This is a genomic window from Candidatus Merdisoma sp. JLR.KK006, assembly GCF_036941035.1.
Classification (GTDB): Bacteria; Bacillota; Clostridia; order Lachnospirales; family Lachnospiraceae; genus Laedolimicola.
Map to the genome: position 1 here is coordinate 20,286 of NZ_JAYMNS010000007.1, position 13,524 is coordinate 33,809.

Sequence of the window (13,524 nt, forward strand, 5' to 3'; positions counted from 1 at the left end):
TTGTTTGAACTGCAGTTTTTCTTCAAGGCCTTTTTGCTGGGAGTATTGATGATGATATCCTATGACGTGATCCGAATTTTCCGCAGATTAATTCCCCATGGAACGGCGGCAGTGGCAGTGGAGGATATTTTGTACTGGTTAATTTGCGGGGTGAGCATTTTCCGCATGCTGTATCTGGAAAACAGCGGTGCAATCAGGGGCTTTGCAATTGCCGCAGTCGTGCTTGGAATGCTGTTGTACCTGCAGGTTGCAAAAATATTGAAAAAGATAGGAAAAAAATTGCATAATTCTGTTAAACAGGTTATAATAAACTCTAAATCATCCTAAAAGAGCAATGATATTATGAGGCATTGCTTGAAAGATGCAGGCTAACAATAGGAGGTGCACAATAAGAATGACGAAGACAAGACGTGCTTTGCAGCGAAGTAAGCGTGTGGGATTACGCATTATAGCCTTTGCTATATTGTGTTTGCTGATTGTGGCCTCTGTAGGAAAGGTGCAGCTGAGAGGAAAAGGCGAGGCTTATCAGCAGAGAGAGGAAGAACTTCTGGCTGCCATTGCAGATGAAGAAGAACGGACAAAAGAAATCGAAGAATTGAAAAAATATGTCCAGACAAAGAAATATGTGGAAGAGGTTGCCAAAGAACGTCTGGGGCTTGTTTATGAGGATGAGATTTTATTTAAAGCTTCTGAGTAAGTTATATCAAGGAGTGCTGTTTCAAAGACGGCATTCCTTTTTTGTTTGTATATTTTTATGTTAAAAACAGTTTTGGAGAAAACTTTGAAGTTTTTTCTAAAATTGAAGAACTTAAGAATAAGAATTCTATGTCCAAATTTGTCTGAATTTTCTTAAAAACGGTCTCCTTATTCGACAAAAAAAACAATTTATGTCCTCTATAATACCCAACTACACAGACACACACAGAAGAAAATGGAGGATTGAGGATATGAGGCAGGAAGAAGAACGTAAAGTCGGACACTATAGCTGGCTTTATGGGGTGATTGCCGGCGGATGTGTGGCGGCCATGCAGATTGGCGTAGGACTATTGCAGGTAGAAGGGGAATTTGCGGTGATGATGGGAGCGGCTCAGGGGCTTCTGGTATGTTCTCTGACCGTTATTTGCGGCAGCATGATGGAATGGCTCCTGACACCCATTCCCACGGAGGAAGAAGATGGGCCAATCCATCCGGCCAGAGAAAGAGTAAAGGAATATGAGACGGCCTTTCGCAGTTTGGCAGATAGCTTTTCCGGCACATCCGCTACAAAAGAAATATCAATAGAAGGAACCAGTGGAGGGGCAGCCGTGTTGGACATGCCTTCTAAAACGGATCTCATCTGGAATACACGGTTGGAGGAAAACCGTGCAGCTGTGGCCGTACAGCTAAATGAGATGGCACAGATTATGACAGATACAGTAGAACATGCGTGGGATACACGTACAGATGAAGAGTTGGAGGCACATTTGAAGAAAAAGCTGCGTTCTATGGGACTTTGCGTTCATAGCGTACTGGTATATCAGCAGGAAAGCAAACGCCAGGAGGTCTATTTGGTGATGAATACCAGACGGCGGCGCTGTGTGGCAGTAAAAGAGGTTGCGGCAGTTCTGTCAAAGCTGATGAAAAAGTCCATGATGCCGGCTCATGACAGCCGGGCGTTTGTGGGGAGTGAACGGATTACCATTCAGTTTGTGGAGCGGACAAACTTTGAGGTGCTCTATGGGATAGAGAAGGCAGTGAAAGGAGAGGAACAGATTTCCGGAGATAATTTTTCCCTCTACCATTGTCAGGAGGGACAATTTATTGCTGCGCTTTCCGATGGGATGGGGTCAGGGATTACAGCCTACAAGGAAAGCGAGCGGGTAATTGATCTGCTGGAACAGTTTTTGGAGGCTGGATTTACAAAGGAGACGGCAGTGCGCATGATCAACTCTGCACTGATTGTGCGTTCTGACGCACAGGTGTTTTCTACCATTGATATCAGTTCCCTGGATCTGTATACGGGAATTTGTGAGTTTTTGAAAGTGGGGGCATCAACCACTTTTATCCGGAGGGAAAACTGGGTGGAAACGATCTCATCCACCAGCCTTCCGGCAGGTGTTTTCCATAAGCTGGATTTGGATGCTTCCAGCAAAAAGCTTTATGATGGGGATATGGTTATTATGGTGACAGATGGGGTCATGGATGCCCTTCCGGCAGATCATCAGGAGGCACTGATGAAAGATATCATTATGGAACACGATACGGGGAATCCCAAGGAGCTGGCAGCATATATTCTGGGTCGGGTTCGGCAATACCAAGATAAACAGCCCTCGGATGATATGACAGTGCTTGCCGTATCTCTTGTGAAATATTAACGTATTGGGAGAGTTGACTTTTCAAGCAGACCGCCTGTATACTGAGATCGGATATTCCGTAACGGCAAAAGGCTGAACGGGAACCATATTCCTGTGAAGGCAGGGAGTGAAGGGAGGCTTAGAGAGGCGGTGCTTTCCAAAATCAGTGCATTTATTAAAGAGAATCAGCTTATACTGCCAAAGGATAAAGTAATGGCAGGCATATCAGGAGGACCCGATTCCGTTTGCCTGCTTTTTGCGTTACGAAAGCTTAAGGAGGAATTAGATTTTGAACTGATGGCAGTACATGTGAACCATGGCCTTCGGGGCGATGAGGCAGATCGGGATCAGGCCTTTGTGGAAGAACTTTGTAGGGAACAGGGGGTTTTTTTGCGGTGCATATCTCGGGAAGTGCGTAAGAGGGCAAAAAGAGATGGACTAACCCTGGAGGAAGCAGGAAGAATCTGCCGCTACGAGGTTTTTCGCCAGGAGGCCGCACAATGGGGCTGCAACCGAATTGCTGTGGGGCATCATGGGGATGACCAGGCGGAGACGATGCTGTTTCATCTGTTTCGGGGGACGGGACTTCGAGGGTTGGCAGGGATGGAGCCAAAGAGAGACGGTCTGATTCGTCCCTTACTCTGTGCGGAGCGGCAGGAAATCCTTACATGGCTTCAGAAGCAGGGAATTACCTGGTGTACAGACAGTACAAATCAGGATGAGGCATATACCAGGAACCGAATCCGGCATACCATCTTAGCCTGTGCGAAGGAATATATTAATTCAGGGGCAGTTCGCCATATGATTCAGACAGCAGAGGAGCTGTCTGAGATTGAGCATTATTTGGAAAAAGAGACAGAGAAAGCATTTGATTTGTGCGTGCAAAGAGAAAAGGAAGGGTATTTGATCCTGGAGGAACCTTTTGACAGCCTTCCTTCCCTTTTGGCAGAACGCTTGATTCGCCGCTGTCTGACAGAGACGGGCGGAGGCTTAAAGGACATAGAGCGGTGTCACATTCATTTGGTAAGAGAGTTATTCCGGAAGCAGACAGGGAGCCGTCTTTGCCTTCCGGGGGAGAGAAAAGCAATCCGGGAGTATAAAGGCATATATCTTGGAATAGAAAAATCAAAGGAAGAGAAGAACAGCCTGAAGATGAGTTTTTGTCCAAAGATTCCGGGAAGCTGTATGGCAGGAGAAGAAAAATGGTTTTTTTCCTTGGAAAAGCCGCAAAAAAATCAATTTATTTCTGAAAAAACATATACGAAATGGTTTGATTATGATAAAATAGAGAACTATCCGGAGATTCGCAGACGTAAACCGGGGGATTATCTTGAGATTAATCGAGCTCATGGAAGAAAGAAGCTTAAGGACTTTTTAATTGATCGAAAAGTTCCGGTCAGAGAGCGGGATGAGCTCCTTTTGTTGGCGGATGGGAGCCATATCATTTGGATTCCGGGGATGCGTATCAGCGAGAGGTATAAAGTGACAGAGGATACCAGACAGATTTTGAAAGTACAGATATATGGAGGAGAGGAAGATGGCAGAGAAAGTCCGTGTAATGATTCCGGAGGATGAGGTTGATGCAAAGATTCAGGAGCTTGGAAAGAAGATCAGTGAAGACTTCGCAGGGCAGGAGGTTCATTTGATCTGCATTTTGAAGGGAAGTATCTTTTTTGTCTGCGAGCTGGCAAAACGGATCACGCTTCCGGTGACCATGGATTTTATGCAGGTTTCCAGTTATGGAGCGGAAACAAAGTCCAGCGGCGTGGTGAAGCTGAGTAAGGATTTGGATGAACCCCTTCAGGGCAAAAATGTGATTATTGTAGAGGACATCATTGATTCCGGAAGGACTCTTAATCATTTGGTAAAGCTGCTTGGACAGAGGAATCCAAAGAGCATGACCATCTGTACCCTGCTGGATAAGCCTTCACGCAGGGTGATGGATGTGGAAGTAAAGTATACAGGCTTCCAGATTCCGGATGAGTTTGTAGTGGGCTATGGCCTGGACTATGATCAGAGATATCGGAATCTTCCCTATATTGGTATTATAGAATTTGTGGATTAAAATCAGCAGGAGCTGTGCAGTGCAGCTTTGCGGAACTTAGGATAGGAGGAACAACTACATTGAACAACAGACAATACAGGGTATCATTTTTTTATCTGATTCTCCTGGCAATGCTTTTGTTTTTTGTTGCAGAATTTGCAAAAAGAGCAGAGATGCAGAATTTGTATACCTACACACAATTTCAGGAGGATGTACAATCAGGGAAGGTTGAACGGGCTGTAATCACGCAGAATGAGACAGCACCTACCGGAATTGTGGAACTGGTTAAGGCAGACGGAACTGTGGTTAAGGTGAATGTGCCGGATACTGTAGAGGCAGGAAAGCTGTTACAGAAGGCCGGAGTTCCGGTGGCTTATGACAATGTAAGGAATCAAAGCTGGCTTCAAAGTCTGGGTATTCCCCTTTTGGTGGCCGTGGTGGTTGTATTTGCTATGATGATGCTGATGAACCGTCAGGCGGGCGGCGGCAATAACCGGATGATGGACTTTGGCAGAAGCCGGGCCAAGATGACGACTCAGGAGCAGATTCATACCACTTTTAAGGATGTGGCAGGGCTTCAGGAAGAGAAGGAGGATCTGCGGGAGATTGTAGACTTTTTGAAGATGCCTCAGAAGTATATCAAAGTAGGAGCACGGATTCCCAAGGGTGTGCTGCTGGAAGGACCTCCGGGAACAGGTAAGACGCTCCTTGCCAAGGCAGTAGCAGGAGAGGCAGGCGTTCCGTTTTTCAGTATTTCCGGATCCGACTTTGTGGAAATGTTTGTAGGTGTGGGTGCTTCCAGAGTTCGAGACCTATTTGCAGACGCTAAGCGGAACCATCCGTGTATTGTGTTTATTGATGAAATTGATGCGGTGGCCAGACGGAGAGGCAGCGGCATGGGCGGAGGCCATGATGAGAGAGAGCAGACCCTGAACCAGCTATTGGTAGAGATGGATGGTTTTGGCATCAATGAGGGTATTATTGTTATGGCAGCAACCAACAGGGTTGATATTCTGGATCCGGCTATCCTGCGTCCGGGACGATTTGACCGAAAGATTATGGTTGGCCGCCCGGATGTAAAAGGACGGGAGGAGATTTTGCAGGTACACGCCAAGGATAAGCCATTGGCGGAGGATGTGGATTTGAAGCAAGTAGCTCAGACTACGGCAGGAATGACGGGTGCGGATCTGGAGAATTTGATGAATGAGGCGGCGATTTTTGCGGCTAAGGATGAACGGCAGTATATTGTTCAGGAAGATATTCGCAAGTCCTTTGTGAAGGTGGGAATCGGATCCGAGAAAAAGAGCCGTGTGGTTTCCGAAAAGGAGAAGCGGATTACGGCTTATCATGAGGCAGGTCATGCGATCCTGTTCCATGTACTTCCGGATGTGGGGCCGGTATATACGGTTTCTATTATTCCAACAGGTATGGGGGCAGCAGGATATACCATGCCGCTTCCGGAAAAGGATGAGATGTTTAATACCAAAGGCAAGATGCTGCAGGATATTCAGGTGTCCTTAGGAGGCAGGATTGCTGAGGAATTGATCTTTGATGATATTACCACGGGCGCTTCCCAGGATATTAAGCAGGCGACTGGTGTGGCACGGGCCATGGTGACTAAATATGGAATGTCAGAATCTCTTGGACTTGTAAACTATGATTCTGAAGAAGAGGTATTTATCGGAAGAGATTTTGGCCATACTAAGGGGTATGGAGAGGCGGTTGCCAGCAAGATTGATATGGAGATTAAGCGTATTGTAGATGAGTGTTATCAGAAGGCACGGGAGATTATCTTGGAGCATCGGGAGGTTTTAGATAAGACGGCAGAGCTTCTGCTTGAGAAGGAAAAGATTACACGGGAAGAATTTGAGGCTCTTTTCAAGAAGGAAGGGGACTCTTGGGCGTTTAATCTATAGTGAATTACATTTGGAACTTGGGAATTCCGTCATAATGACGGAATTCTTTTGTGAAAACCTCACAAAAAAAAATGCTATTTTTGTGAAGTTTGTGCACACTTATTTTGATGCTGTGTTATAATAATACTTGTAAAACCCCCAATACATTATATAGTTTTTGCTACACCCCATAAGTAAAAGAAATACCTTCTCCTAAAAAAGACAGCAGGATAAAATGGCTGTCTTTTTTACTTTGTATTTTTAACAGACGCAGCCTGTAAAAAACTGTCTTGTAATCTATGACGGCATATTATAAAATATATTAGAACAAGATATAATAACTAGTTTTGGAGTGAAAGAAGACAACATGATTAACAGAGATGCACTTTTTTCGGATGAGACAGATCAATACCGCATTCCCATGGAAGTCAATCCAGGGGACAAGGTGACAGTGATTTTTCGGACAGCAAGGGATGATGCGGATGGTGTATATCTTATTAGCAAGGGAAACCGCCTTCCTATGAAAAAGTTTCAAACAAATCAAAACTTTGATTATTATCAATTGGAGATGCAGGTAAGAAAGAATCCGATTCGTTATTTTTTTGAGATTCGGTCAGGAGAGGAACGCCTTTTTTACAATAAGCGGGGCGTTACGGAGGATTTGCAAAGGATCTATTCTTTTGGAATTATACCAGGATTTTCCACGCCGGACTGGGCCAAGGGTGCGGTAATGTATCAGATCTATGTGGATCGGTTTTGCAACGGCGATCCATCCAACGATGTGCTGACGGGAGAATACAGCTATATTGGTGAACAGGTAGAAAAGATAGAGGACTGGGAGCAATGTCCAAAAGAGATGGATGTACGCTCTTTTTATGGGGGAGATCTGCAGGGAATCTTAGATAAGCTGGATTATCTGGTGGAACTGGGTGTGGAAGTGATCTATATGAATCCCATATTTGTATCGCCTTCCAATCATAAGTATGACTGCCAGGATTATGATTATATTGATCCACACTTTACGGTGATCAAAAAGGATGGAGGCGAACTGCTGCCGGAGGGCGAGCCGGACAATCGGAAGGCGGAGAGGTATATTCAGCGTGTGGTGAACAGGGAGAATCTGGAGGCCAGCAATGAATTTTTTGTTCATTTTGTGGAGGAAGTACACAAGCGGGGAATTCGGATTCTTTTGGATGGTGTGTTTAACCATTGCGGATCTTTCAATAAATGGTTGGATCGGGAACGGCTGTATGAGAGAAGCGGAGATTATGAAGAAGGTGCCTATGTATCGGAGTTAAGCCCCTATCGGGATTTCTTTCGTTTCCATAATGTACATGAATGGCCCTATAACGAATATTACGACGGCTGGTGGGGGCACAAAACACTTCCAAAGCTTGCTTACGAGGCATCGCCGGAACTTCGGGAGTATATAATGAACATTGGTAGAAAGTGGGTATCGCCTCCTTATTCCGTAGATGGATGGCGTTTGGATGTGGCGGCAGATCTGGGACTCACTTCAGAATATAACCATGATTTCTGGAAAGAGTTTCGCAGCAGCGTGAAAGAGGCGAACCCGGATGCGGTAATATATGCGGAGCATTATGGAGATGCTTCCGCATGGCTGAATGGAGAAGAATGGGATTCCGTAATGAATTATGACTCCTTTATGGAGCCAATTACCTGGTTCTTAACAGGCATGGAAAAACACAGTGAGTATTTTCGGGAGGATTTGTTGAATAACGAGCAGGCATTGCTGGATGCTTTAAAAGGAAATGTATGGGCTTTTTACGGGCCGTCTTTCCTGATTGCCATGAATCAGTTATCCAACCATGATCATTCCCGCTTTTTGACCAGAACCAGCCATATGGAGGGCCGCCTGGGAAGCCGAAGCTCCGAGGATGCGTCTGTAGGAATCTCCAAGGCGGTATTTCGGGAGGCGGTGGCTTTGCAGATGACCTGGGCCGGAGCACCGACGCTCTATTATGGAGATGAAGCGGGGGTGTGCGGTTTTACGGATCCGGATAATCGAAGAACCTACCCATGGGGACATGAGGATCAGGAGCTGATAGAATTTCACAGAGAGCTGATTCGCATTCATAAGAAGAATCCGGCCTGTCGGATCGGATCCGGAAAGATTATTCTGGCTCTTCATGGAATTATCGGTTTGATTCGGTTTACCAGAGATAATCAGGTTCTTGCAGTGGTAAATAACAATGAGGAAGGGCAGAAAGTGTCAATTCCGGTCTGGCTGGGAGAGGTTCCGAATGGCGCTTTGATGGAACGCCTGATTCTGTCTGTGGAGGATGGATTTACGCTGGAGAGAGCCTGTTACCTTGTGACTGATGGGATGATTGAGATTTTCCTGCCGCCTCTTTCAGCGGCGATTCTGAGGAACCGGCGGGATACAAAGAAACATGGGAAAGTTGTGGAGAGACGCAAAAAAAAACGGATAACTAGGGGGTGGCTGCATGACGCATGTAACGCTTGGAAGCACAGGAATCGTAGTAAATAAAAATGGTTTTGGAGCTTTGCCTATCCAAAGAATTTCAAAGGAAGCGGCAGTAGTTCTTCTCAGGAGAGCCTATGAAGGCGGAATGAATTTTTTTGATACGGCCAGATTCTATACGGATAGCGAGAAAAAACTGGGAGAAGCCTTTGGCGATATGCGGGATGAGATTTATCTTGCCACTAAGACCATGGCACTGACGGCAGAAGATTTTTGGGATCACCTGGAGACATCCCTGAAAGCACTTAAAACAGATCATGTGGATCTGTATCAGTTCCACAACCCCCCGTTCTGTCCGAAGCCGGGAGATGGAAGCGGCCTTTATGAAGCGATGCTGGAGGCAAAAGCTCAGGGGAAGATCCGACATATCGGAATTACCAATCACCGTCTGGGGGTGGCTCATGAGGCGATTGACAGCGGCCTTTATGAGACATTGCAGTTTCCTTTCTGCTATCTGGCTACGGAACACGAACTGGAGCTGGTTGAAAAGTGTAAGAAAGCCAATATGGGCTTTATTGCCATGAAAGGCTTATCCGGCGGCCTGCTGACCAATTCCGCAGCGGCCTATGCTTTTTTGGCCCAGTTTGATCATGTACTTCCTATCTGGGGAATTCAAAGAGAGAATGAATTGGATGAATTTCTCTCCTACATAGATAATCCGCCGACTATGACGGAGGAGATTCAAGCGGTGATTGCCCGGGACAAGGAAGAGCTTGGGGCTGATTTCTGCCGGGCCTGCGGCTACTGTATGCCTTGTCCGGTGGGGATCGAGATCAACACCTGTGCCAGAATGTCTCAGTTGATTCGCCGCTCGCCATCAGAACTCCAACTGACCCCCGAGGTACAGGCGAAGATGAAGAAAGTAGAAGAGTGTAAACACTGTAATGCTTGTAAGAAGAAATGTCCTTTCGGGTTGGATACGCCGGCACTTCTGGAAAAAAATTATGAGGATTACAAAGGGATTCTGGATGGAAGGGTGAAGCTGTAAATTATTATTTCCGCAGGCAACGAGCCAAGCGGACATGCTGGCATGTCCATTTGGCGACTGCTGCGAGGTATTTGACTGGAAGTTATCTCTTGCAGAGAAAAGGGTTGTAGTGAGGGAAACCTATAGAAACGCATGGTGAATTATGTTTGCAGAAGAACGTATAAGAAAAATTAAAGAGATTCTGTTGGAATATGAGCATGTGGACATTAATACTCTGACTTCTTTGCTGAATGCATCGGTTACAACAGTTAGAAGGGACCTGGACCGTCTGGAGAATGAGGGCTTTCTTTTGAAAGCTCACGGAGGGGCTGTTTTAAAGCACAGTTCCGAATTTTCCGCTCCCATGCAGACTGTGGAGATCCCGTATGAGGCGGAACAGCAGCAGATTGCCCGCCTTGCGGCAAAATATGTGGAGGACAATGATGTGCTGTTTCTTGGTTCCGGCCATGTGAGCTATCTGATTGCCAGGGAGCTTAAAAATAAAAAGAACCTGCAAGTGGTTACGAATAATTTGAAAGTTGCCTATGAACTATCCAGCCAGCCCTTAATTAAAGTGTTTGCCACGGGAGGCGATGTGGAAACGACCCAGGACAGCGTGATTTTTACCGGCCGCCTGGTTGCGGAGCAGGTTTCGCAATTCTTTTTTCGAAAAGCATTTCTCGCATTCAGCGGGATCAGCATGGAATTTGGCTATACGCATAATATCCGTTCAGAAATTCCCGTTTTTCAGACATTGATGTCCTATACGGCAATTCCCATTGCCGTTGCGGACTACTCCAGATTTGATACCACGGGATTTCAGCCGGTCTGTGGGTTGGACGAGATTCGCACGGTTATGACGAACGTAACGGTTCCGGAGCGATATAAGGATTACTACTTAAGCCATGGAATTCGTATTTTTACAAGCTTTGAGGATTTGGCGTTCTAAACAAAAGGAGCTGGGAGTATGAAAGAGCCGATTTTGAAGCTGGAGCATATTTCGAAAAGACTTGGAGGAGTTCCGGTGCTGGACGGAGTCAGTTTGCAGGTAGAAGCCGGAACTTTTTTGGGGATTGTTGGGACAAATGGTGCCGGCAAAACGGTGTTGGCCAATATTTTGACCGGTGTTCTCAAAGCTGACAGCGGTACGCTCCAAATAGAGGGAAAAGATTGTTCCATTTTATCTCCGGCTCAGGCAAGAGAGCTTGGCATTTATGCGGTAAATCAGACAACTACATTGGTAGACAAGCTTACGGTGGCGGAAAACTTATGTTTTGACCAGAAAAGCAAAAGTCCGGGTGGTCTGGTATCCTGGAAAAGATGGAATGACAGTGCGAAAAAGCTTTTGGAAGAGTTGTCCATTCCCCTTTCTCCCAAAATACTGGCGGGCGGCCTGAATCTGGGACAAAAGCGGCTTTTGGAGTTGGCCAAGCTTTATGCCCATCACCCCCGAATTGCAATCCTTGATGACTGTTTTGGGGCCTTGTCGCCCCAGGAGTTGGAGATGGCGGGACGCATCGTGCAGCAGCTTCACGAAGACGGAATAACGATCTTATACTTCTCCCATCGGGTAGAGCCTATGTTTCGCCGATGTGATGCGGTTGTATTTATTCAGGACAGCCGTATTACCGGTACGATTCAGAAAAGCGAATATTCTGAGGAGGCTGCCTTTGATGAGAGCTTAAGGGAGCAGAAAACGGTGGTTTATCCCAAGCTTCCGGGTAAACGGGGCCGGGAGGTGCTTCGGGTGCGGAACCTTTCTGCCGAGAAAGCAGGACTTCACGATATTTCTTTTGAGCTGAAGAAAGGCGAAATCTTAGGTGTGGCCGGAGCTTTGGACAGTGGAAAACATCAGCTGGCCAGGGCGTTATTTGGGGTGGAACCTTATTCGAAAGGGGAGATCATTGTCAATGAGGAAGTTTTGACGGCGACGGCACCCCGGGCGGCAATTTTGCGGCACATCGGTTATCTTCCGGAGGATACATGCGTGGAGGGGCTGATCCCCAGCTTTTCCATTGAACAGAATATTGGAGTGGCAAGGCTGATGAAGCGGGCGTTTTTCTATCAGAGAGGAAGATATTCTCACAAAAATATCGCAGATGACTACGTCCGCAGGCTCCATATTGATTGTGCATCCGTACGTCAGAAAGTGAAAGCTTTGAGTGCGGGGAATCAGCAGAAGGTTAATATTGCCAAATGGCTTCAGGCTGATTGTTCCATTCTTATTTTGGAAGAACCCTTTAAAGAGATTGATTCGGCAAATCGGGTGGATTTGTATAATTACATCTGCCAACTGGTGGCTGCCGGAACTTCGATCTTGCTGTTCTCCAGTAATTATGATGAACTGATTGGGCTTTCCGATCGGATTCTGGTATTAAAGCAGGGACGGACAAAAGCCGTTTTTGACAGTAAACAGTGTAATGTAAAGGATTTGGTGGAATATACATATTGAGAAATCATATATTGGGAAAAGAATGGCCGGATGTCTGGAGAGGTTTCCAGGTATCCGGTTGTTTTTTTGACGTTTTCGACAGAAAATGGGCTTTTTTGGAGCGTTATTCGCTGAATTTTTGTCAAAATAGCATAAAAATGATTAAAAAAGAAAAAATACTGGACTATTTTGACCAAACGGTGTTACAATATAAACCAAAAGAGAGCAAAACAAACCAAAATAGTTCAAAATGCTCTCGGGAAAGGGAGGTATGTAACATGAAAAAACGAATTGCATTAACACTTGCACTTGCACTGACGCTGTCCCTGACAGCATGCTCCGGCGGAGGAACGCAGGAGGAACAGGCACCGGCAGAAGCTCCTGCAGAAAGCGGCGGCGAGGAAGCGGAAGCACCTGCAGAGACACCGGCAGAAAAAGAAAAGCTGGTAATTGGCTTTGCAAATATTGCGGAGGAAGTTGAACTGCAGATTCAGGTGCGGGAGAGCATGGTAAAGGCAGCGGAGGAAGCGGGTGTTGAGCTGATTCTGGCAAACAATGAGTACGATGGTGCAAAGGCTGTTGAGATTGCCGACAATATGGTAAGCCAGGGCATCGACGGATTTATTGAGTTCAACATTGATGAGAGCGTTGGACCGGTTATCATGGAGAAGATGGAAGCCGCAGGCATTCCCGTGATTGCAGTGGATATCCCCATTGAGGGAGCCGTGTTCTTTGGAGCAAACAATGAGACTGCAGGAACGGTTGGCGGGCAGAGACTTGGCGAAGTGGCAAAAGAGCGTTGGGGCGAGGCTCCCGACTGTCTGCTGCTGGTAGAGGATTCTACTTCCGGTGAAGCGGTTCTGGCCCGCACGGAGAAGATGTATGACGGCCTGAAAGAGACATTTCCGGATTTCTCCGAAGACCAGATTTTCAGAGTAGACCCGACTACGGATGCGGCAAAGACGCAGAGCATGGTTTCTGATTTCCTGTCCGCACATCCGGATTACCATAAGATTGCTATCGGGACACTGAACGATGTAATTGCCACGGCGACACTGGCGGCCATTGAGACGGCGGGACGTGAAGCGGACTGTATCATGGTAGCGGAGAACGAGTACGGCTATCTGGATTATCTGAAAGCAAATCCGGATGTCACGGGAGACGAAGTATGGGTAGGCGGTGTTGCATTTTTCTTTAACCGCTATGGCGAGTATACGGTACCGGCAGTAATCAAGATGATTAATGGCGAGGAAGTAGATGAGAAGATTTATGTAGATCATCTTACAATTACCAGAGATAACGCAGAAGAGTGGTTCGCAGATTATCTGGCATCCTGACAGATGACAGA

At 46.4% G+C, this 13,524-nt stretch carries 11 protein-coding genes; all 11 read left to right on the plus strand.

The window, feature by feature from the left end; all coding sequences use genetic code 11:
- The 11 genes from yabQ to VSQ61_RS07770 all read left to right on the plus strand — a co-directional run bounded on the left by yabQ (position 1) and on the right by VSQ61_RS07770 (position 13,513).
- Positions 1 to 327 (plus strand): spore cortex biosynthesis protein YabQ, encoded by a 327-nt coding sequence (yabQ, locus tag VSQ61_RS07720; RefSeq protein WP_334343860.1) that lies wholly within the window; start codon positions 1 to 3, stop codon positions 325 to 327.
- 67 nt (positions 328 to 394) lie between these two features.
- A complete protein-coding gene (locus tag VSQ61_RS07725) occupies positions 395 to 697 on the plus strand; it encodes a septum formation initiator family protein (protein ID WP_334343861.1) in 303 nt (100 codons plus the stop codon).
- A 250-nt stretch (positions 698 to 947) separates the two neighbouring features.
- Positions 948 to 2,354: a SpoIIE family protein phosphatase gene (locus tag VSQ61_RS07730; protein WP_334343862.1), complete on the plus strand. Its 1,407-nt coding sequence runs from the start codon at positions 948 to 950 to the stop codon at positions 2,352 to 2,354.
- A gap of 93 nt (positions 2,355 to 2,447) precedes the next feature.
- Positions 2,448 to 3,908, plus strand: coding sequence for a tRNA lysidine(34) synthetase TilS (gene tilS, locus VSQ61_RS07735; protein WP_334343863.1), 1,461 nt, complete (start codon positions 2,448 to 2,450; stop codon positions 3,906 to 3,908).
- Positions 3,871 to 4,398, plus strand: coding sequence for a hypoxanthine phosphoribosyltransferase (gene hpt / locus VSQ61_RS07740; protein WP_334343864.1), 528 nt, complete (start codon positions 3,871 to 3,873; stop codon positions 4,396 to 4,398). Before tilS ends, hpt begins: the two co-directional genes overlap by 38 nt.
- A gap of 59 nt (positions 4,399 to 4,457) precedes the next feature.
- Complete coding sequence (gene ftsH / locus VSQ61_RS07745) at positions 4,458 to 6,293, plus strand: ATP-dependent zinc metalloprotease FtsH (RefSeq protein WP_334343865.1); 1,836 nt, start codon at positions 4,458 to 4,460, stop codon at positions 6,291 to 6,293.
- Positions 6,294 to 6,639: 346 nt separating this feature from the next.
- Positions 6,640 to 8,784 (plus strand): glycoside hydrolase family 13 protein, encoded by a 2,145-nt coding sequence (locus VSQ61_RS07750; RefSeq protein WP_334343866.1) that lies wholly within the window; start codon positions 6,640 to 6,642, stop codon positions 8,782 to 8,784.
- Positions 8,741 to 9,766 carry an aldo/keto reductase gene (locus tag VSQ61_RS07755; RefSeq protein WP_334343867.1) on the plus strand — a complete coding sequence of 342 codons (1,026 nt, stop codon included), beginning with the start codon at positions 8,741 to 8,743 and terminating at the stop codon, positions 9,764 to 9,766. The genes VSQ61_RS07750 and VSQ61_RS07755 overlap by 44 nt, the downstream gene beginning before the upstream one ends.
- Positions 9,767 to 9,908: 142 nt before the next feature.
- Positions 9,909 to 10,694 carry a DeoR/GlpR family DNA-binding transcription regulator gene (locus VSQ61_RS07760; RefSeq protein WP_334343868.1) on the plus strand — a complete coding sequence of 262 codons (786 nt, stop codon included), beginning with the start codon at positions 9,909 to 9,911 and terminating at the stop codon, positions 10,692 to 10,694.
- An 18-nt stretch (positions 10,695 to 10,712) separates the two neighbouring features.
- Positions 10,713 to 12,197, plus strand: a complete 1,485-nt coding sequence (locus tag VSQ61_RS07765; RefSeq protein WP_334343869.1) for a sugar ABC transporter ATP-binding protein — start codon at positions 10,713 to 10,715, stop codon at positions 12,195 to 12,197.
- A 257-nt stretch (positions 12,198 to 12,454) separates the two neighbouring features.
- Complete coding sequence (locus tag VSQ61_RS07770; protein WP_334343870.1) at positions 12,455 to 13,513, plus strand: sugar ABC transporter substrate-binding protein; 1,059 nt, start codon at positions 12,455 to 12,457, stop codon at positions 13,511 to 13,513.
- Positions 13,514 to 13,524: the final 11 nt, after the last annotated feature.